The 20,327-nt window shown below is 68.2% G+C and carries 17 protein-coding genes; 10 read left to right on the forward strand and 7 right to left on the reverse strand.

Annotated features, from left to right (window positions below):
* Positions 1 to 143 precede the first annotated feature (143 nt).
* The 7 genes from K0O62_RS09970 to K0O62_RS10000 all read left to right on the forward strand — a co-directional run bounded on the left by K0O62_RS09970 (position 144) and on the right by K0O62_RS10000 (position 9,297).
* Complete coding sequence (locus tag K0O62_RS09970) at positions 144 to 1,367, forward strand: nitrate/nitrite transporter (RefSeq protein WP_073855854.1); 1,224 nt, start codon at positions 144 to 146, stop codon at positions 1,365 to 1,367.
* Entirely contained in the window at positions 1,364 to 5,044 is a 3,681-nt protein-coding gene (locus K0O62_RS09975) for a nitrate reductase subunit alpha (RefSeq protein WP_073855855.1), read from the forward strand. Before K0O62_RS09970 ends, K0O62_RS09975 begins: the two co-directional genes overlap by 4 nt.
* Entirely contained in the window at positions 5,041 to 6,699 is a 1,659-nt protein-coding gene (gene narH / locus K0O62_RS09980) for a nitrate reductase subunit beta (RefSeq protein ID WP_073855856.1), read from the forward strand. Before K0O62_RS09975 ends, narH begins: the two co-directional genes overlap by 4 nt.
* Positions 6,696 to 7,340, forward strand: coding sequence for a nitrate reductase molybdenum cofactor assembly chaperone (narJ, locus tag K0O62_RS09985; protein WP_073855857.1), 645 nt, complete (start codon positions 6,696 to 6,698; stop codon positions 7,338 to 7,340). The genes narH and narJ overlap by 4 nt, the downstream gene beginning before the upstream one ends.
* Before the next feature lies 1 nt (position 7,341).
* The gene (gene narI / locus K0O62_RS09990; protein ID WP_073855858.1) at positions 7,342 to 8,070 is read left to right on the forward strand and encodes a respiratory nitrate reductase subunit gamma; all 729 of its coding nucleotides are present in this window, start codon (positions 7,342 to 7,344) and stop codon (positions 8,068 to 8,070) included.
* Between the two features lie 106 nt (positions 8,071 to 8,176).
* Positions 8,177 to 8,605 carry a pyridoxamine 5'-phosphate oxidase family protein gene (locus K0O62_RS09995; protein WP_073855859.1) on the forward strand — a complete coding sequence of 143 codons (429 nt, stop codon included), beginning with the start codon at positions 8,177 to 8,179 and terminating at the stop codon, positions 8,603 to 8,605.
* Between the two features lie 29 nt (positions 8,606 to 8,634).
* Positions 8,635 to 9,297, forward strand: coding sequence for a response regulator (locus K0O62_RS10000; RefSeq protein WP_073856178.1), 663 nt, complete (start codon positions 8,635 to 8,637; stop codon positions 9,295 to 9,297).
* Here the strand turns inward: K0O62_RS10000 and K0O62_RS10005 are convergent.
* On the reverse strand, positions 9,262 to 10,248 hold the full coding sequence (locus tag K0O62_RS10005) for an Acg family FMN-binding oxidoreductase (protein ID WP_073855860.1): 987 nt from the start codon (positions 10,246 to 10,248) through the stop codon (positions 9,262 to 9,264). The genes K0O62_RS10000 and K0O62_RS10005 overlap by 36 nt on opposite strands.
* 78 nt (positions 10,249 to 10,326) lie before the next feature.
* Entirely contained in the window at positions 10,327 to 11,883 is a 1,557-nt protein-coding gene (locus tag K0O62_RS10010; protein ID WP_079244203.1) for a molybdopterin-dependent oxidoreductase, read from the reverse strand.
* 98 nt (positions 11,884 to 11,981) lie between these two features.
* On the opposite strand from K0O62_RS10010, the gene K0O62_RS10015 reads away from it, so the two are divergent.
* Entirely contained in the window at positions 11,982 to 12,749 is a 768-nt protein-coding gene (locus K0O62_RS10015) for an SDR family NAD(P)-dependent oxidoreductase (protein ID WP_073855861.1), read from the forward strand.
* Between the two features lie 132 nt (positions 12,750 to 12,881).
* On the opposite strand, the gene K0O62_RS10020 is transcribed toward K0O62_RS10015, so the two are convergent.
* The 3 genes from K0O62_RS10020 to K0O62_RS10030 are packed head-to-tail and all read right to left on the reverse strand — an operon-like array spanning position 12,882 to position 15,672.
* Complete coding sequence (locus tag K0O62_RS10020) at positions 12,882 to 13,631, reverse strand: sulfite exporter TauE/SafE family protein (protein WP_073855862.1); 750 nt, start codon at positions 13,629 to 13,631, stop codon at positions 12,882 to 12,884.
* Positions 13,632 to 13,673: 42 nt separating this feature from the next.
* Positions 13,674 to 15,299, reverse strand: coding sequence for a SulP family inorganic anion transporter (locus K0O62_RS10025; protein ID WP_073855863.1), 1,626 nt, complete (start codon positions 15,297 to 15,299; stop codon positions 13,674 to 13,676).
* Positions 15,289 to 15,672 carry an ArsR/SmtB family transcription factor gene (locus tag K0O62_RS10030; protein ID WP_073855864.1) on the reverse strand — a complete coding sequence of 128 codons (384 nt, stop codon included), beginning with the start codon at positions 15,670 to 15,672 and terminating at the stop codon, positions 15,289 to 15,291. Before K0O62_RS10030 ends, K0O62_RS10025 begins: the two co-directional genes overlap by 11 nt.
* 238 nt (positions 15,673 to 15,910) lie before the next feature.
* Between K0O62_RS10030 and K0O62_RS10035 the strand changes: the two genes are divergently transcribed.
* Complete coding sequence (locus tag K0O62_RS10035) at positions 15,911 to 16,393, forward strand: 2-isopropylmalate synthase (RefSeq protein ID WP_073855865.1); 483 nt, start codon at positions 15,911 to 15,913, stop codon at positions 16,391 to 16,393.
* Between the two features lie 35 nt (positions 16,394 to 16,428).
* Here the strand turns inward: K0O62_RS10035 and K0O62_RS10040 are convergent, their stop codons facing one another.
* A complete protein-coding gene (locus K0O62_RS10040) occupies positions 16,429 to 17,925 on the reverse strand; it encodes a cytochrome P450 (protein ID WP_234800044.1) in 1,497 nt (498 codons plus the stop codon).
* 145 nt (positions 17,926 to 18,070) lie between these two features.
* Positions 18,071 to 19,552 carry a cytochrome P450 gene (locus tag K0O62_RS10045; protein ID WP_073855866.1) on the reverse strand — a complete coding sequence of 494 codons (1,482 nt, stop codon included), beginning with the start codon at positions 19,550 to 19,552 and terminating at the stop codon, positions 18,071 to 18,073.
* Positions 19,553 to 19,675: 123 nt separating this feature from the next.
* Here K0O62_RS10045 and K0O62_RS10050 point away from each other — a divergent pair, with 123 nt between their 5' ends.
* Complete coding sequence (locus K0O62_RS10050) at positions 19,676 to 20,320, forward strand: TetR/AcrR family transcriptional regulator (RefSeq protein ID WP_073855867.1); 645 nt, start codon at positions 19,676 to 19,678, stop codon at positions 20,318 to 20,320.
* Positions 20,321 to 20,327: the final 7 nt, after the last annotated feature.

Consider the following 20,327-nt stretch of genomic DNA (forward strand, 5'->3'; position numbering starts at 1 on the left):
CGGCGGCAGTAACACGTCGCCGGGAGCATGGTCTGCGATGCGGACATCGTCAGCAAATCCGTGCTGATTCGCTCCTCTGCAGGGCGCCGCAAAGATGTCCAAAACCGTGCTGAGCCGCCGTTTCAGGTGGTTCGCTAGGAAGTGTGAAAGCGGCGATCGAGCCGACCACCGGCTCTACCCGTACGGCGAACCTCGTGCTCGCCACCTGGGTGTCGGCCATCAACTTCTGGGCCTGGAACATGATCGGTCCGCTGTCCACCACCTATGCCGGCGATATGCGGCTGTCGAGCACCGAGGCCTCGATGCTCGTCGCGACGCCCATCCTGGTCGGTTCGCTCGGCCGCATCGTGGTGGGGTCCCTGACCGACCGGTTCGGTGGCCGCACCATGTTCATCGCGGTCTCGCTGGCCTCGATAGTGCCGGTGCTGGCGGTCGGGGCAGCCGGCACGGCGGGCTCCTACCCGCTGCTGCTGGTCTGTGGATTCTTTCTCGGCATCGCCGGCACCATCTTCGCGGTCGGTATCCCGTTCGCCAACAACTGGTATGAGCCCGCTCGCCGCGGCTTCGCCACCGGGGTGTTCGGCATGGGCATGGTCGGCACCGCGCTGTCGGCGTTCTTCACCCCCCGGTTCGTCGGCTGGTTCGGTCTTCTCACCACGCACGTCGTCGTCGCGTTGACGCTGGCGGTGACGGCGGTGCTGTGCATGGTCGTGATGCGGGACTCGGCGGACTTCCGGCCGAACACCGACCCGGTGCTGCCCAAATTCAAGGCCGCGCTCAAACTCCCGGTCACGTGGGAGATGTCGTTCCTCTATGCCGTCGTGTTCGGCGGGTTCGTCGCGTTCAGCAACTACCTGCCGACCTATATCAAGACGATCTACGACTTTTCCGCCGTCGACGCCGGTGCGCGCACCGCCGGGTTCGCCCTGGCCGCGGTGCTGGCCCGGCCGATCGGCGGCGCGCTGTCGGACCGGGTGTCGCCCAAGTATGTGGTGATGACCTCGTTCGGTGGGACCGCCGTGCTGTCGGGCATCGCGATGTTGCAGCCGCCGCCGGATCTCTGGTCGGCGCTGACCTTCATCTCCCTGGCGGTCTTCCTGGGGATCGGGACCGGCGGGGTGTTCGCCTGGGTGGCGCGCCGCTCACCGGCCCAATCGGTGGGATCGGTCACCGGAATCGTCTCCGCGGCAGGTGGTTTGGGAGGGTATTTTCCGCCGCTGGTGATGGGCTCGACCTACGACCCCGTTGACAACGACTACTCGGTCGGGCTGGGCCTGCTGGTGGTGACCGCGCTGATCGCGCTGCTCTTCACCGCCCTGCGCCTGCGCGCCTATGAACCCAAACCGGCCGAGGGAGGCCCGTCGTGACCAAATCGCACATCGGTGGTGTCGTCGAGGAGCTGCTCACCCGTAGCGGCCGATTCTTCACGCCCGGAACGATTTCCGAGGATCTGCGTACGGTCAGCAGACAAGGCGGACGCGAAGGGGACATCTTCTACCGCGATCGCTGGAGTCACGACAAGGTGGTGCGGTCCACCCACGGAGTCAACTGCACCGGGTCGTGCTCATGGAAGATCTACGTCAAGGACGGCATCATCACCTGGGAAACTCAGGAAACCGACTATCCGTCGGTCGGTGCTGACCGGCCCGAATACGAACCCCGTGGATGCCCGCGCGGTGCGGCGTTCTCCTGGTACACCTATTCACCCACCCGGGTGCGCTACCCGTACGCCCGCGGTGTGCTGGTGCAGATGTACCGGGACGCCCGGGCCCGGCTGCACGATCCGGTGCTGGCCTGGGCGGACATCCAGGCTGACCCGCAACGCCGGCGCCAGTATCAACAGGCCCGGGGAAAGGGCGGGCTGGTCCGGGTGACCTGGGCCGAGGCCACGGAGATGATCGCCGCCGCACACGTACACGCGATCAAGACCTACGGGCCGGACCGGGTGGCCGGCTTCTCGCCGATCCCGGCGATGTCGATGGTGTCGCACGCGGCCGGCTCCCGATTCATCGAACTGCTGGGCGGGGTGATGACCTCGTTCTACGACTGGTACGCGGATCTACCGGTGGCTTCCCCGCAGGTGTTCGGCGACCAGACCGACGTACCCGAGTCCGGGGACTGGTGGGACGCCGCGTATCTGATGATGTGGGGCTCCAACGTGCCGGTCACCCGCACGCCGGACGCACACTGGATGGCCGAGGTGCGTTACCGCGGCACCAAGGTGGTCAGCATCAGCCCCGACTTCGCCGACAACACCAAGTTCGCCGACGAATGGATGCCCTGCGCGGCCGGCACCGACGGAGCGCTGGCGATGGCGATGGGCCACGTGATCCTCTCGGAATCCTTTGTGCACAACCGTGTCCCGTTCTTCGAAGACTACGTGCGTAAGTTCACCGACCTGCCGTTCCTGGTCAAGCTGGAGCAGCGGGACGGCTTCCTGGTGCCGGGTAAGAACCTCACCGCGGCCGACCTGGGCCACGACACCGAGAACGCGGCGTTCAAGCCGGCGCTGCTGGACGGCGTCAGCGACGCCGTCGCCGTCCCGCGGGGCTCGTTGGGGTTCCGGTACGGCGACAGCGGTGCCGGCGACTGGAATCTGGACCTGGAGAACCTGGTGCCCGCCTTGACGGTGGCCGCCGAGGGCGGGGAGACCGCGGCAATCCGGTTGCCCCGCTTCGACACCCCCGACGGGCACGGCGAGACGATGGAACGCGGTGTCCCGGTGCGGCGCGTCGGGACGCATCTGGTGTGCACGGTGTTCGATCTGATGCTCGCCCAGTACGGGGTGGCCAGGCCCGGGTTGCCCGGCATCTGGCCGACCGGTTACGACGACGCCGAGCAGCCGCACACCCCGGCCTGGCAGGAGGAGATCACCGGTGTCTCGGCCACCCAGGCCATCCGGGTGGCCCGTGAGTTGGCCCGTAACGCGCAGGAATCCCACGGGCGGTCGATGATCATCATGGGGGCCGGCATCTGCCAGTGGTTCCACGGTGACGCGACCTACCGTGCGGTATTGGCGCTGTTGCTGCTGACCGGATCGATGGGCCGCAACGGTGGCGGCTGGGCGCATTACGTCGGCCAGGAAAAGTGCCGACCGGTCACCGGCTGGGCGACCATGGCGATGGCCACCGACTGGTCGCGGCCACCGCGCCAGATGGCCGGAACCTCCTACTGGTACGTGCACACCGACCAGTGGCGCTATGACGGGTACCGCGCCGACGCGCTGGCCAGTCCGCTGGGCCGGGGCCGGTTCGCCGGCAAGCACACCATGGATGTGCTGACCGCCGCCAACGCCATGGGGTGGAGCCCGTTCTTCCCGCAGTTCGACCGGTCCAGCCTGGATGTGGCCGATGAGGCCAAGGCAGCCGGGCGGGATGTGGCCGAGTATGTGGCCGACCAATTGGCCGGCGGTGGGCTCAAACTGGCGGTCACCGACCCCGACGATCCGGCCAACTGGCCCCGGGTGCTCAGTGTCTGGCGGGCCAATCTGCTGGGCTCGTCGAGCAAGGGCAACGAGTACTTCCTACGCCACCTGCTGGGGACCACCTCGAACGTGCAGGGGGAACCCTCCACCGTGCGGCCCGCGAGTGTCACCCTGAGGCCGGACATCCCGGAGGGCAAGCTCGACATGTTGATGTCGATCGACTTCCGGATGACCTCCACCACGCTGCTTTCGGATGTGGTGCTGCCCGCGGCGACCTGGTATGAGAAGGCCGACCTGTCCAGCACCGACATGCACCCCTACCTCCACGCATTCAGCCCCGCGGTGGACCCGCCGTGGGAAACGCGGTCTGATTTCGACGCGTTCGGCGCGGTCGCGCGGGTGTTCAGCACGCTGGCCGCCGAACATCTCGGCGTGCGCACCGATGTGGTGCTGGGCACGCTGCAGCACGATACGCCGGGGGCGATGGCGTATCCGTCCGGGACCGAGCACGACTGGCGCGTCACCGGCGAGGTGCCGGTGCCGGGCAAGACGATGGGGCCGGTGGCGGTGGTGGAACGCGACTACGGCGCCATCGCCGAGAAGTGGGCCGCCCTGGGCCCGCTGGTCGACACTCTGGGGCTGACCACCAAGGGGGTGACGACGTATCCCGACGAAGAGGTCGAAGAGCTGGCCCGCAAGTTCGGTGTGATGGATTCCGGTGCCGCAGCGGGCCGTCCGGCCATCACCACGGCCGAACGGATGGCCGATGTCATCCTCGCGTTCTCGGGCACCTCCAACGGGCGGCTCGCGGTGGAGGGGTTCCGGGCGCTGGAACGGCGGGTCGGCCGCCGGCTGACGCACCTGGCCGCCGGCAGTGAGGAGCGTCGGATCACCTATGCCGACACCCAAGCCCGGCCGGTGCCGGTGATCACCAGCCCGGAATGGTCGGGCAGCGAGACCGGTGGACGGCGCTACGCCCCGTTCACCGTCAACATCGAGGAACTCAAACCCTTCCACACCCTCACCGGACGCATGCACTTCTACCTCGACCATGACTGGCTGGAAGAACTCGGTGAGCAGCTGCCGCTCTATCGTCCACCGTTGGACATGTCGCGCTTGTTCGGTGAACCGCAGCTGGGCAGGCAGGGCTCCGACGGGGTGGGCTTGACGGTGCGCTACCTGACCCCGCATTCGAAGTGGTCGATCCACTCCGAATATCAGGACAACCTGTTGATGCTGTCGCTGTCCCGGGGCGGGCCCACCATGTGGATGAGTCCGGTTGACGCGGACAAGATCTCGGTGCGGGACAACGACTGGGTGGAGGCGGTGAACCGCAACGGGGTACTGGTGTGCCGCGCGATCGTCAGCCACCGGATGCCCGAAGGGGTGGTGTTCGTCTACCACGCTCAGGAACGCACCATCGATGTGCCGCTGACCGAGACCACCGGAACCCGGGGCGGCATCCACAACTCACTGACCCGGCTGCTGATCAAACCCAGCCACCTGGCCGGCGGCTACGCCCAGCATTGCTTTGCCTTCAACTATCTCGGCCCGACCGGTAATCAACGTGACGAGGTGACCGTGGTGCGCAGGCGGTCACAGGAGGTGCGATACCAATGAAAGTCATGGCGCAGCTGGCGATGGTGATGAACCTCGACAAATGTATCGGCTGCCATACCTGCTCGGTCACCTGCAAACAGGCCTGGACCAACCGTGCCGGCACCGAGTACGTCTGGTTCAACAACGTCGAAACCCGTCCAGGACAGGGTTATCCGCGCACCTATGAGGATCAGGAGCGCTGGCGCGGGGGCTGGATACGGGACCGCAAGGGCCGGCTCCGGCTGCGCGACGGCGGGCGGCTGTCCAAACTCGCCCGTATCTTCGCCAACCCGAAGATGCCGTCGATCGACGACTACTACGAGCCCTGGACCTACGACTACGAGAACCTCACCTCGGCGCCGCTGGGTGAGCACATCCCGGTCGCCCCGCCGCGTAGCCTGATCACCGGTGAGCCGACCAAGGTGGCCTGGTCGGCGGCATGGGATGACGACCTCGGCGGCTCGCCGGAGATCCTGTCCGGCGACCCGGTGCTCAAGCAGGTCAGCGAACGCATCCGGCTGGAACTCGAGCAGACCTTCATGTTCTATCTGCCGCGCATCTGCGAGCACTGCCTGAACCCGTCGTGTGTGGCGTCCTGCCCGTCCGGGGCGATCTACAAACGCTCCGAGGACGGCATCGTGCTCGTCGATCAGGACCGGTGCCGCGGCTGGCGCATGTGCGTGTCCGGATGTCCCTACAAGAAGATGTATTTCAACCACAAGACGGGCAAGGCCGAGAAATGCACCCTGTGCTATCCGCGCATCGAGGTCGGACTGCCGACGGTGTGCTCGGAGACCTGCGTCGGGCGTCTGCGCTACCTCGGCCTGGTGCTCTATGACGTGGACCGGGTGACCGAGGCAGCGTCGGTGCCCGACGACAAGGATCTCTACGAGGCGCACCGGCGGATCCTGCTGGATCCCTCGGATCCGAGCGTGATCGCCGCGGCCCGCGCCGAGGGCATCTCCGACGAGTGGATCGAGGCCGCGCAGCGTTCTCCGGTCTACAAGCTGATTAACACCTATGGCGTTGCGCTGCCGTTGCATCCGGAGTACCGCACGGTGCCGATGGTCTGGTACGTGCCGCCGCTGTCGCCGGTGGTGGACGCCGTCAGCAGGGACGGTCACGACGGCGAGGACATCGGCAACCTGTTCGGTGCGTTGGAGGCGTTGCGGATACCGATCGAGTACCTGGCCGGGCTGTTCACCGCCGGGGACACCGACGTGGTCGCCGGGGTGCTGCGCCGGCTCGCCGCAATGCGGTCCTATATGCGCGACATCAACCTGGGCCGGGATACCCAGCCGGACATCCCGGCGGCCGTGGGCATGGGCGAGGAACAGATGTATGACATGTACCGGCTGCTGGCACTGGCCAAATACGAAGAGCGCTACGTGATTCCGACGGCGTACGGTACGCAGGGCCAAATTCACGGCCACGGCCCGGAGGAGCCTGGTTGCTCACTGGATTTCGACGGCGGGCCGGGAATGTATGAATCGGGGCCATTCGGCGAGGCCAGCGGCGGGCCGGTACCGGTCGCGGTGGAGACCTTCCACGCGCTGCAGAACCGCCAGACCACCGAAGGGATGGCCGCCAACGCCGAACGGCCGTCCCGGGTGAACCTGCTGAACTGGGACGGGCGGGGAACGCCGTCCGGCATCTTCCCCGCGGACCGACGATGAGCCGGCGCACCCGCGGGCGCGAGCCCCTGCAGGATCGGTTGACATGGCAGGCCGCGTCACTGCTGTTGGCGTATCCGGACGCGCAGCAGACCGAGCGCCTGGACACCGTCGACGCGCTGCTGGGACACCTTCTCGACGCGCGGGGCGCGGCATTGCGGCGGACCGCCGCCGCGCTGCGCGAACGTGATTTCATGTCCGCGCAGCGCGACTATGTGGAAACCTTCGACCTGAGCCGGCGGCACACCCTGCTGCTGACCTTCTGGACGGCCGGGGACACCCGTAACAGGGGTGTGCAGATGCTGGCTTTCGCCCAGGCCTACCGGGCCGCCGGGGTAGAACCGCCCGCCGCCGAGGCACCCGACCATCTGCCGGTGGTGCTGGAGTTCGCCGCCACCGTCGACCCGCAGGCCGGGCGGCGGCTGCTCACCGAGCACCGGGTGCCCATCGACGTGCTGCGCCGGTCACTGGCCGAGGCCGGGTCTGCGTACGCCGATGCGGTGGCGGCGGTGAGTGCCACCCTGCCGGCCGCGGGCCAGGACGCGGTCACTCGGCTGATGTCCGCCGGACCACCGTCGGAAGCCGTTGGGCTGCAGCCATTCCAGCTGACGGTGCCGCCGCGCCGCGTCGGGGAGGGGGTCTGACATGTCGGGTTGGGAGATCTTCTGGGACACGGTGCCCTACGTGACGCTGGCGATCGTCATCGTCGGCACCTGGTGGCGCTACCGCTATGACAAGTTCGGTTGGACCACCCGCTCGTCGCAGCTCTACGAATCGCGGCTGCTGCGGATCGGCAGCCCACTGTTCCACTTCGGCATCCTCGTCGTCTTCATCGGGCACATCATCGGATTGATGATTCCGGCGTCGTGGACCGACCGGGTCATGAGTGAGCACTTCTACCACCTGCAGGCCGTCATCCTGGGTGCGATCGCGGGGGTGGCGACCCTGGTCGGTGTCGCGCTGCTCATCTACCGGCGGCGCACCCGCGGTCCGGTCTTCATGGCGACCACCCTCAATGACAAGGTGATGTATCTGGCACTGGTCGCGGCGATGGTCGCCGGGTTCGCCTGCACGCTGCTGGGGGCGACGCCGGACGGGGCGGCGTACGACTACCGGGAGACGGTGTCGCCGTGGTTCCGGTCGATCTGGATCCTGCAACCCCGCGGAGATCTGATGGTGCAGGCGCCGCTGCAGTTCCACATCCACGCCGGTATCGCGATGGTGCTGTTCTGCCTGTGGCCGTTCACCCGGCTGGTGCACGCGTTCAGCGCACCGATCGGCTACCTGTTCCGCCCCTACATCGTCTACCGCAGCCGCGACGTCGCAGCCGGCGGCGAGTTGGTGGGATCCCGGCCGCACCGACGGGGCTGGTGAGTCCCAGGTCGGGACCTTCGACCCTGCCGCCTGCCGCGGCGGTGACGCACACTCGAGGCGGGACCCGCGCCCGCGGGTCGTACGCCGCCAGGGAAAGGTGACGACGATGTCGCACGGCCAGCAGCTCGACGTACTCAACCGCAGGCAGTGCCTGGACAGGTTGGCGCAGGTCCGGGTCGGCCGGCTGGTGTTCACCGAGGACGCGCTGCCGGCGATCCAGCCGGTCAACTTCCGGCTGTGGCACGACGATGTGGTGATCCGGGTGGCGGGTGGGCCGAAGCTGGAGGCGGCCACCGCACATCAGGTGGTGGCGTTCGAGGCCGACGAACTCGATCCCGACCTGCGCAAAGGCTGGAGCGTCACCGTCGTCGGGCAGGCCGAACCGGTCACCGACATCGAAGATCTGGTGGCGGTGGCCGGAACCTTCATCGAGCCGTGGGTGCAGGGGCGCCGCGACCACTTCATCCGGATCCGCACCGACCGGATGACCGGCCGGGAGTTCCGCGAGGACGCCGGGCCGCAATACGGCTCGTGATCGGCACCGGCCATGATGGGGGCATGCCCGTGGTGAAGGTGTTCCTGGTCGACGATCACGAGGTCGTGCGCCGTGGTCTGATCGACCTGCTCGGCGCCGATCCCGATCTGGAGGTGGTCGGTGAGGCCGGTTCGGTCGCCGAGGCGGTGACCAGAATTCCCACCGCGCGGCCCGATGTGGCGGTGCTGGATGTTCGGCTGCCCGACGGCAACGGTATCGAGCTGTGCCGCGACCTGCTCTCGGACCTGCCCGATCTGCGGTGTCTGATGCTGACGTCCTTCACCTCCGATGAGGCGATGCTGGACGCGATCCTGGCCGGGGCGAGCGGGTTCGTGATCAAGGACATCAAGGGTCTCGAGCTCGCCCAGGCCATCAAGGATGTCGGTGCGGGACGATCGCTGCTGGACAACCGGGCCGCGGCCGCGCTGATGGCCAATCTGCGCGGCGCCGCGGAGCGGGACGACCCGCTGACCGGGCTGACCGAGCAGGAAAGGACCCTGCTGCACCTGCTCTCGGAGGGGTTGACCAATCGTCAGATCGCGGCCCGGATGTTTCTCGCGGAGAAGACGGTGAAGAACTACGTGTCGCGGCTGTTGGCCAAGCTCGGCATGCAACGCCGAACGCAGGCAGCGGTTTTCGCGTCCAAACTGGAGCAGTCAGCTCAGCTGCGGGGACCAGGTGACGACGGCTGACAACGGCAGCCGCGGGGTGGACGGCAACGGGTCTGCGTTCACCGGCGCCCAGCCCACCCGCAGCAGCATCTGCGGGTGACCGCTGTCGCCGAACACGTCGTCGCGGACCGCGGCCCGGGTTTCGTCGATCTCCAGCGGCTCGGTGACCGGGCAGCTGGCCAGCCCGAGCGTCGTCGCGGTGAGCAACACCAGGCTGGTCGCCTCCCCGGCACGCAGCCGGGACAGCGCGCTGTCGTCCTTGGTGCCCAGCGCCAGGACGGCGGCGGCGTCCTGCTCGGGCGTGCTGTCGGCCGGCTGGGCCAGGACCGGTCCGGCGAACAGTCGTCCCGGGATACGGGCCCCGGGATCGGATTTCGGGGTGCTGCGCGCCGGAACCCCGGCCAGTGAGGCGTAACGCCCACTCCAGGTGGATAGTTCGGCAAGGTACTCACGATCGTTGGCGTGCCGCCAGATCGCGTCGGCGACGATCTGTTGGAGTTCGGGCAGCCGCTCGACCTGGCGCAGCATCACACCGGCCCGCGCGGCGCGGGCCCCCATCACGGCGATGTCGGCGTCGGGAACGTGCCAGCCGCTGAACACGCGGCGATCGGTGCGCCGCCGCGGTATCGCCGCCGCCAGCGGCACATCCGAGCCGGCGGCCGATGACGGGCGAACCGTGATGGTGGCCAGATGTCCGGGCCGGCCCGGGTCGGGAAAGCGCTGCACCCGGGCGAGCCAGCCGTGCGCGGCCAGCGCGATCACGGCATGATGCAGCGTGGCCCCGCAGCTGAGCAGCAGGTCGCGCGAGTCCGGATCTGCCTGGGGGAGAGCACGTTCGGGGTCGGCGTGCAGTTCGATGTGGTCGGCGCCGACGCACCACCGCCAGGGCTGCGAGTTGTGGATCGACGGCGCGCGGGTCGCCAACGACAGCACCGTCTCGATGGTGTGCCGGTCGGGAAAGGTCACCTCCATGGCCCCCAGCCTGCTCCGGAGGGCGCACACGCTACTAGTGCCGAAAGTCCTCACCAATGGTCACGAAGGTGGCTGGAACTAGACCACGGCGAAGTCCACCGAGTGCCGGCCGGTGGCGCCGTCGGGAATGACACTGGCCCAATCCGAGGTCTGCACATAGCCGGTGTTGTCGGTGGCGCGCACCGTGATGGTGTGCGGTCCGGCCTCGTCGGCCTGCCAGTCGAAACTCCACAGCCGCCAGGTGTCGTCGGAGTAGGCGGCGCCGAGGGTGGCCGGCTGCCACGGACCCTCTCCTGCGGGGGAGTCGATACGCACCTCCACCGCGCGCACACCGCGGGGCTGCGCCCAGGCCACCCCGCCGAACCGGACCGGGCCGACCGGGACGTCCTGTCCGCTGCGCGGCACGTCGATCCGGGACTGGGTCTTGATGGGCCCGCGTTCCGACCAGCCCAGCGGCGTCCAATAACCCTGCGCCCGGTCGAATCTCGTCAGCTCCAGGTCGACCACCCATTTGGTGGCCGAGACGTAGCCGTAGAGGCCGGGCACCACCAGTCGCGCCGGATAGCCGTGCTCGATCGGCAGCGGTTGCCCGTTCATGGTGATGGCCAGCAGCGAGTCCCGGTCGTCGGTCATCGCCTCGATCGGGGTGCCCGCCGTGAACCCGTCGCTGGACTCCGAGAGCACCATGTCGGCGTCCGGGGAGACCCCGGCCGCGGCCAGCAGGTCGCGGATCCGGTAGCCGCCCCACACCGCGTTGCCCACCAGGTCACCGCCGACCGGATTGGAGACGCAGGCCAGCGTCACCATCTGTTCGACGAGCTCGAACTGCTCCAGATCGGCGAAGCTGAAGGTCTTTTCGCCGTCGACCATGCCGTGGATCCGCAGCCTCCACGCATCCCGGGACAGCTGCGGCACGCTCAGTGCGGTGTCGATGCGGTAGAAGTCCGCGTTGTCGGTGACGAACGGGGTCACGTCCACACCGGGCGGCTGGACGCCCGGCGGGACCGGCGGTGCGGGCCTGGCCACCTTCGGTGGGGCGAATGCCGCGCGGTCGTCGGCCACCGAATGCACCCGGCGCGACCACATCGCGCCCACTGCGGTGCCGAGTACGCCCAGTCCGAGCAGGCCGAGGGCGGCCAGCGACAACCGGCGACCGGGATCGGTCTCGGCGGCCTCATGGGCCGACCCGTCGGTCAGCCGCCCGGAGGTCAGGAAGCGCAGTGTGAGGATGCCGCCCAGGCCGCCGACGGCGGTGGGGATCACGTCGACCGGCGTCGAACCCGCGCGGGAGAGCACCGCGACGCACCCGGCGATGGCGGCCGCGGCGATCATCACGCTGCCGATCGGCAGCCGGCGCCGTTCGAGCAGTCCGGCGACGGCGGCCAGCACGGCGATGATGAGCAGCACCATCACCGTCAGGAACAACTTGTCGGCGGTGCCGAAGGTCTGGATCGCCCATTCCTTCACCGGGCCGGGCGTGAGGTCGATGACGGTGGACCCGATGGCGTTTCGGGCGTCGGCGGACGCGCCGAGGGGGGCCGCCACCAGCGCGCTGAGGCCCAGGGTCACCGCCGCGGCGGCGATACCGCTGAGGATCCGAGTCGTTGCGGGGATGACCGGGGATGTGCGAGCCACCCGTCCACGCTAGCCGAGACAACGTGCCGAAAGGCTTACCGTAAAGTGTCGATCGGCCGTAACGTTACATTTTCACCGCTTTATGGAAAGGGAGCCAGATGGAGATTTCGGGCAAGAAGGCCGTGGTTGTCGGCGGGGCATCCGGCTTCGGTCGGGCGACCGTCGAGTCGCTGGCCAAGCGGGGCGCCGGCGTCGCGATCCTCGACCGTCCGCAGTCCAAGGGCAAGGAGGTCGCCGAACAGGTCGGAGGCTCCTTCTACGAGGTCGACATCACCGACTTCGAGGGCACCGAGCAGGTTCTGGCCAAGGTCGTCGAGGACCTGGGCGGGCTGCACATCGCGGTGACCACCGCGGGCGGCGGCATCGGCGAGCGCACCGTCAAGAAGGACGGCCCGCACAGCCTGGACTCCTTCCGGCAGACCATCGACCTGAACCTGATCGGCACCTTCAACGTCAGCCGGCTGGCGGCGTGGCACATGAGCAAGAACGACCCGGTCGATGAGGAGGCCGAGGAGCGCGGCGTCATCATCAACACCGCCTCCATCGCCGCCTTCGAAGGCCAGATCGGCCAGGTCGCCTACACCGCGTCCAAGGCCGCCATCGCCGGCATGTGCCTGACCATGGCGCGCGACCTCGGCAGCCTGGGTATCCGTGCGCTGGCCATCGCGCCGAGCCTGTTCGCGACCGGCCTGACCGAGGGCATCCCGGACGAGTTCGCCAGCGTGCTGACCAAGGACGCCGCCTTCCCGAAGCGTCTCGGCAAGCCGGAGGAGTACGCCCGGCTCGCGATCGCGATCGTGGAGAACCCGATGCTCAACGGCCAGTGCATCCGCCTGGACGCCGGGCAGCGGTTCGCCCCCAAGTAAGACATCGCGATTTCGGCGCGTTCACGGTTCGGCGGGCAGGAGCGTAGCGACCCGGGGTCAGGGTTCGGCGGGCAGGAGCGTAGCGACCCGGGGTCAGGGTCGCTCATCGGCCGTGAACGCGCCGAAATCGCTTCAGGCGTAGGTGTCGAAGCCGAGTTTGACCGCCAGCGCCAGCCCGGCGAACGCCACCAGCAGCCGCAGCGGGGTGGCCGGGGCGTGCCGCACCACGATCGGCCCGAGCCGGGCGCCGATCAGGCACCCGGCGCCCATCACCGCGACGGCCGGCCAGTGTACCGAGGCCGCCACCGTGAACACCACGGCCGCAACAGCATTGGCCACGCCCAGCACCACGTTCTTGGTGGCGTTCGCCTCGGCGAAGGTCACCATCTCGGTGCGGGTGAACACCGCCAACATCAACAAACCCGCTGCGGCGCCGAAGAATCCGCCGTACACGCAGATCAGTCCGATCACCACGGCCTGGGTGATCCGCGCGGCACGCGTGGGCACCGCGGACCGGTCAGCGCCCTTGGGTACCGCGATCGCCACCGATGCCACCGCGAGCAGCACCGGGACCGCATTCTCGAAGCCGTCGTCGGGGATGGACAGCAGCAGGACCGCCCCGGCCAGGCCGCCGAGCGCACCCATCGGGATCAGCCGCCGCAGCCGCGGGCCCTGCCCGGCCAGTTCGGGCAGCGAGCCGCGCACGGACCCGACCCCGTTGAACACCAACGCCACCGTGTTCGTCACGTTCGCGGTCACCGGCGGCAGGCCGATCATCAGCAGCGCGGGATAGGTCGACACCGAGGCCAGGCCGGCGATACTGCCGGTCAGCCCGCCGCCGATGCCGGCGACGAACAGCAGCGCGATCTCCCACCCGGTCACCCGGACATCCTTGCCTACCGGTGCGGCGCGGGCGGATCTGCGTCAGCCGCGGACGTGGCTGCGGGCATGGGCGATCGCCTCGTCGAGCGAGTCGATCAGGTGGTTCTCGTGGCGCAGCGACTCGATGGCCCCGACGTTGGTCAGCAGGTTCAGGTGTTCGGGCTGCACGCCCTTGATGATCACGGTGATACCGCGCGCCTCGAGCTCGGCGGTGATCTGGGCCAGGGTGTGCGCGCCGGTGGCGTCGAGCATGCCCAGCTGCGACATCCGGATGATCACCACCGAGACCTCGGGATGATCGGCGTCGACGATGGCGCTGGAGATCCGTTCGGCGGCACCGAAGAACATCGCTCCGTCCAGGCGGAGCAGCGCAATGCGCTCGTCACCGGGCTGGTACGGCACGGGTAGCTTCTCGCGGGTCACGCTGCTGCGCCGGGCGACGGCACGCAACGCGTAGAACGCGGCCACCACGATCCCGATCACGACGGCGTCGATCAGATCGAACACGATGGTCACCGCCGCGGTGAGCGCGAAGGTCAGCACATCGGAACGGCCGGCCCGCAGGATCTTGGCGATGGTCCGTCCGGAGATCATCCGGAACGAGGTCACCATCAACACCGCCGACAGCGCCGAGAGCGGAATGGAGGCCACCGGACCGCTGGCGAAGTAGACCACGGCCAGCAGCAGCAGACAGTGCACGATCGCGGCGACCCGGGTGCGGGCTCCGGAGCGGACGTTGACCGCGGTCCGGGCGATTGCTCCGGTGGCGGGCATCCCACCGAACACGCCCGACGCCACCGACGCCAACCCCTGCCCGACGAGTTCGCGGTCCGGATCGTAGGGGCCGGTGGGTGACATGGTGGCCGCCACCCGGGCCGACAGCAGAGACTCGATGGCGGCCAGCGCCGCGATCGCCAGCGCCGCGCCCAGCAGTGCCCGCAGTGCAGCGGGGTCGGCGTGCGGCAGCACCGGAGCAGGCAGATGGTCGGGCAGTTCACCGATTCGGGCCACCGGCAGTCCGAGCGCGGCCACCACGCCGGCGGCGGCGATGATCGCGGCCAGCGACTCCGGAATCCCCCTGTGCAGCCGGGGTAGCAGCACCATCAGGGCCGCGACGATGCCGACCACCAGCAGGGCCGGAAGCGCCTCGGACCAGTTGGCGCCGGTGAGCACCCGCCAGGCGGCGACCAGCGGAGGCTGCCCGGTCGGGGCGGCCGTGTTGAGGGCGGCGGGCACCTGCTGCAGGAAGATGATCGCGGCGATCCCGAGGGTGAACCCCTCGATCACCGGCCACGGGATGAAGGTGACCGCGCGACCCAGGCCGGTGACCCCCATCGCCAGCACGATCAGGCCGGCGAGCAGCGTGACCAGCGCGACGCTGCCCAGCCCGTAGGACGCCACGATGGGGGCGAGCACCACGGCCATCGCCCCGGTCGGTCCGGATACCTGGACATGCGAGCCACCGAACACCGCGGCGACCAGGCCGGCAATGACGGCGGTGATGAGCCCGGCCGCCGCGCCGACCCCGGAGCTGATGCCGAACGCCAACGCCAACGGCAGCGCCACGACACCGACGGTGACCCCGGCCAGCAGGTCCTGGCGCCAGGAACGGGGAAGTTCGGCGTAGTCGGCTCGGCGGGGCAGGAGGCGGCGGGCGTCAGCCAACACCGGAGCCACCGATCGGGGGGAGCGTGGAGAGGGTGTCGAGCTGGTCGCGGCGGGCGCTGAGGGTGTCGGCCAGGAAGGTCCGCGCAATGACCAGCAGTTCGGAGATCTTGGGGTGCGCGAGCCGGTAGAACACGGCATTCCCGGAGCGCTCGGCGGTGACCACCTGATGACGCTTCAGAACCGCCAGGTGCTGGGACAGCAGGGTCGGCTCGATATCGCTCTGGGCAAGGATCGCACTGACCGGGGTGGGTTCGCCGGCGGCCGACAGGATCTCCAGCACCCGGATGCGCGACGGGTGCGCCAGGGCCTTGAACAGGTTGGCCTTGATCTCGTAGAGCGGCTGTTCGTGGCCGGGCGGGAGGCGTTTGGGCATCAGCGGTCCTGCGGATTGATGGATTGAACGAATTCTCAATCAGTGTAGCGGGCGTTGCGACCGGCCCGCGGAAAAGGAAGTTGCGCCCGGGCCGCGGGGAGGACTAACCTCGGCGATCGTGCATCGCATTCTCGTAGTAGCCAGTACCCGCAGCGGGGTCTGATCCAGACCGACCCCCCGCTGTGGGTCGGAAGCTACTACCCGTCGGTCGCTCCCTCTGAGCAGAGAAGACCGGCACATGAACTCTCACATCACCACCACCGTCGCGAGCCCCCGTTTCGCGGACTTCTTCGACGCGCCGCTGCCCCGCGGCCTGCGCGACCTGGCCGCCGAGATGTCCTGGGACGACGTCGCCGCCACGTTCGGATCCGCGGCCGGGCCGGTGAGCCTGGAGCGCTGGGAAGAGGACGGGCGCGCCCCGCACACCATCGGCGGGCGGCGCGGGATCACCTACCGGGCCACCATCGCCGTGGGTGAGCGCGTCGCGACGTCGTCGGTCACGGCCGCGGGCCCGCTGGCCGCGCTCACCGCGATCCTGCACGAGCGCGGAATTGCCGTGGAAATGCTCAACTTTCACCAACTGCGGGCCGGCGGTCAGACGGCGACGTTCATCCGCGGCACCGACGGCGTGCACACCGAGTGGGCGATCGGCTGGTCGGAATGCCCGAACCTGTCGGCGCTGCGGGCCGTCATCGCCTGCGCGAATCGGTTGCACGGCTAGTTGTCTGGCGGGTGGGACCCCAGCCGCCAGCGGGACTAGCGGATCGGGCGCAGGGTGACCGGCATGCCGTCCATCGGGACCGGCATACCCGCGTAGTCCAGCTTCGCCTGGTAGCCCGGGAAGGGCGGCTCGAGGCGGTACTTGCGCAGCAGTCGGTGCATGACGGTCTTGATCTCCAGCTGGCCGAAGACCATGCCGATGCACTTGTGCGCGCCGCCGCCGAACGGGGCGAAGGCGTAGCGGTGCTTCTTGTGCTCGTTGCGCGGTTCGGCGAAGCGGTCCGGGTCGAACTTCATCGGGTCGGTCCACAGCTCGGGCAGGTAGTGGTTCATCGACGGCCAGGTGACGATGTTGGTGTTGGCCGGGATGAAGTGGCCGAGCAGATCGGTGTCGCGCACCGTGGAGCGCACGTTGAACGGCAGCGGCGTGACCAGGCGCAGCGCCTCGTTGATCACCAGGTCGTAGGTTTCCAGCTTGTCCAGCGCCTCGATGTCGAGCGGGCCGTCGCCGATGCGGTCGGACTCCTCGCGGCAGCGCTCCTGCCACTCCGGGTTGGCGGCCAGGTGGTAGGCCATCGTGGTCAGCGTCGAGGTGGAGGTGTCGTGGGCGGCCATCATCAGGAAGATCATGTGGTTGACGATGTCCTGATCGGTGAACGAGTTGCCGTCCTCGTCGGAGGTCTGGCACAGCACCGACAGCATGTCGGTCCCGCCGGAGTTGCGCCGCTCCTTGACCCGCGCCTCGAAGTAGTTGTCGAGGACCTTGCGGGCCTCCAGTCCGCGCCACCATTTGAACGGCGGCACGCCGGTGCGGACGATGGCGCCGCCGGCCCGGGTGGTCATGGTGAACGCGTCGTTGACCTTGGTGACGAGTTCCTTGTCGCTGCCGGGCTCGTGGCCCATGAACACCACCGAGGCGATGTCCAGGGTCAGCTCCTTGACGGCCGGGTAGAACAGGAAACGGGGGTCGTTCTCCACCCAGTCATTGGCGATGACGGCCGAGGCCACCTTGTCGATGTGCTCGACGTAGCCGGTGAGCCGGCTGCGGGTGAAGGCCTCCTGCATGATGCGCCGGTGGAACATGTGTTCCTCGAAGTCCAGCATCATCAGGCCGCGGTTGAAGAACGGCCCGATCACCGGGTCCCAGCCCTTCTGCGAGAAGTCCTTGTTGCGGTTGGAGAAGACCGCCTGGGTGGCGTCCGGGCCCAGCGCCACCACCGCGGGCAGGGCGGGGGAGTGCGCGTAGTGCAGCGGACCGAACTTGCGGTACACCTCGAGCTGGTAGGCCGGACCGCTGCGGAACGTCTCGATCATGTGGCCGAGGATCGGCAGACCGGAATCGCCCATGACGGGCTTGAGGCCGCTGCCGGCCGGGGGTTCGGCGAGTACGAACTGCTTGAACGAGTGCTGGCGCAGCCGCTGCTCCACCGAACCCATGCCGGGCATGTTGTTCAGTGTGGGGGTGAGCTTGCGTTTGGCCTGATCGAGCAGATAGGCCGGGGTGCTGATGGCGGGCTTGGTGTTGGTCGGCACGGACAGAGCTCCTCAAACTGGTCGTACGGGACAGCCTGTGGTCGGTGTCACTGATGAGCACATCCTGTACGGGCAACTTGACGGCTGTCAAGTTTCTCGCGGCGCGTCGGGCCAAGCTCGAATTCGGTTGGCCCGCACCGACCCGTCAGCGGATGGGGCGCAGGATGAGCGGCATGCCGTCCATCGGTACCGGCATGCCGCCGTTGTCCCAGTGCGGCGTGTAACCGGGCTTGACGAGTTCCAGCCGGTACTTGCGCAGCATCCGGTGCACGATGGTCTTGACCTCGAGTTGGCCGAAGACCATGCCGATGCACTTGTGCGCGCCGCCGCCGAACGGGGCGAAGGCGTACCGGTGTTTCTTGTGCTCGCTGCGCGGTTCGGCGAAGCGGTCCGGGTCGAACTTCTCCGGGTCGGTCCACAGTTCGGGCAGCCGGTGGTTCATCCCGGGCCAGGTCACCACGTTGGTGCCGGCGGGCACGTAGTAGCCCAGCAGATCGGTGTCGCGGACGGTCTGGCGCATGTTGAACGGCAGCGGCGTGACGAGGCGCAACGATTCGTTCATCACCAGATCGAGGGTCTCCAGCTTGTCCAGCGCCTCGATGTCTAGCGGGCCGTCGCCGAGTCGGTCGCACTCGTCGCGGCAGCGGTCCTGCCACTCCGGGTTGGCCGCGAGGTTGTACGCGATGGTCGTGGTGGTCGAGGTCGAGGTGTCGTGGGCGGCCATCATCAAAAAGATCATGTGGTTGACGATGTCCTCGTCGGAGAACGAGTTGCCGTCCTCGTCGGTCGTGTGGCACAGCACCGTCAGCATGTCGGTCCCGTCGGAGTTGCGGCGTTCCTTGATGCGCTCCTCGAAGTACTCCTCCAGCACCTTGCGGGCGCGCAGGCCCTGCCACCACTTGAACGGCGGCACGGCGAAGCGCAGGATCGCCCCGCCCGAACGGGTGGTGGTGGCGAACGCGTCGTTGACCTTGGTGACCAGCTCGTGGTCGTCACCGGCGTGCTCGTGGCCCATGAACACCACCGAGGCGATGTCCAGGGTGAGTTCCTTCATCGCCGGGTGGAACAGGAACCGGGCGTCGTCGGTCGGCCAGTCCGCGACCACCGCGGTGGCGACCTGGTCGATGTGCTCGACGTAGTTGGTCAGCCGGGTCCGGGTGAAGGCCTCCTGCATGATCCGGCGGTGGAACATGTGTTCCTCGAAGTCGAGCATCATCAGGCCGCGGTTGAAGAACGGCCCGATGACCGGGTGCCAGCCCTTCTGTGAGTAGTCCTTGTTGCGGTTGGAGAAGATGGTCTGGGTGGCGTCCGGGCCCAGCGCCACGATCGACGGCAGGATCGGCGAGTCCGCGAAGGTGATGGGTCCGCGGGTGTTGTACAGGTGCAACGGGAAATCCGCGCCCTCGCGGAACATCTCGATGATGTGCCCGAGCAGCGGTAACCCCGAGTCGCCCTTGATCGCCTTCAGACCGCTGCCGGGCGGCGGTTCGGCGAGGATGTGCTCTTTCCACTGGTGGGCCAGCAGGCGCTTCTCGATCGCTCCCATGCCGGGGATGGTGTTCACCGTCGGGGTGAACCGGCGCTTGGCCTGGTCCAGCAGATAGGCCGGGGTGCTGATCGTCGCCATGTAGTGCTCCTCACAAAGTTTCGGTACCTGTGTTGGAACTCACTCTCGAAACTCATCCTGTATGCCACACTTGACGCATGTCAAGTTTTGTTCTCGCGTGGCACGGTGCCAAGGTTTAGTGCCATGAGCGCCGTCCCAGAATCGGAATCCGAGACTCGGCGTAGTCGCGGGGACCGCCAGCGCGATGCGATCGTCGCGGCGGTGCGTGAGCTGCTGGGCACGAAACCCTTCGCCGACCTGTCGGTCAGCATGATCAGCGAGCGGGCCGGCGTGGCCCGGTCGGGTTTCTACTTCTACTTCGACTCCAAGTACGACGTGCTGGCCTACATCGTCAAGGACGCGCTGACCGAACTGGACGCCCTGACCCACAACTTCGCCCCGCGTGACCCGGGCGAGTCGCCGGCCGCCTTCGCCAAGCGGATGGTCGGCAGTGCCGCCGCGGTGTTCACGACCAACGACCCGGTGATGGCGGCCTGCACCGCCGCGCGCAACACCGATGCCCAGATCAACGACATCATGAACGACTTCGAGGACCTCGTCATCGCCAAGATCGTCGCCGTCGTCGAAGAAGAGGTGCGCAACGGCACCCGCCCGATCAGTGACGACATCCCCGCACTGGTCCGGATGCTCACCGCGACCAGCGCGTGGACGCTGTCGCAGGACGCCGGATTCGTCGGCCGCAACACCGATCCGCAACGCGCCGTGGACGTGCTGGAGCGGTTGTGGTTGCACGCGCTGTGGGGAACCGCCGCGTCCTGGGAAGGCTGACTCGGTA

This window comes from Mycolicibacterium diernhoferi, assembly GCF_019456655.1.
Taxonomy (GTDB): domain Bacteria; phylum Actinomycetota; class Actinomycetes; order Mycobacteriales; family Mycobacteriaceae; genus Mycobacterium; species Mycobacterium diernhoferi.

Excerpts from the sequence above, each read along its gene's own strand:
- narJ (WP_073855857.1), top strand. The coding sequence starts at position 6,696 with ATGAGCCGGCGCACCCGCGGGCGCGAGCCCCTGCAGGATCGGTTGACA.
- K0O62_RS10015 (WP_073855861.1), top strand. The coding sequence starts at position 11,982 with ATGGAGATTTCGGGCAAGAAGGCCGTGGTTGTCGGCGGGGCATCCGGC.
- narH (WP_073855856.1), top strand. The coding sequence starts at position 5,041 with ATGAAAGTCATGGCGCAGCTGGCGATGGTGATGAACCTCGACAAATGT.
- K0O62_RS10045 (WP_073855866.1), bottom strand. The coding sequence starts at position 19,552 with ATGGCGACGATCAGCACCCCGGCCTATCTGCTGGACCAGGCCAAGCGC.
- K0O62_RS09995 (WP_073855859.1), top strand. The coding sequence starts at position 8,177 with ATGTCGCACGGCCAGCAGCTCGACGTACTCAACCGCAGGCAGTGCCTG.
- K0O62_RS10050 (WP_073855867.1), top strand. The coding sequence starts at position 19,676 with ATGAGCGCCGTCCCAGAATCGGAATCCGAGACTCGGCGTAGTCGCGGG.
- K0O62_RS10030 (WP_073855864.1), bottom strand. The coding sequence starts at position 15,672 with ATGCCCAAACGCCTCCCGCCCGGCCACGAACAGCCGCTCTACGAGATC.
- narI (WP_073855858.1), top strand. The coding sequence starts at position 7,342 with ATGTCGGGTTGGGAGATCTTCTGGGACACGGTGCCCTACGTGACGCTG.
- K0O62_RS10005 (WP_073855860.1), bottom strand. The coding sequence starts at position 10,248 with ATGGAGGTGACCTTTCCCGACCGGCACACCATCGAGACGGTGCTGTCG.
- K0O62_RS10035 (WP_073855865.1), top strand. The coding sequence starts at position 15,911 with ATGAACTCTCACATCACCACCACCGTCGCGAGCCCCCGTTTCGCGGAC.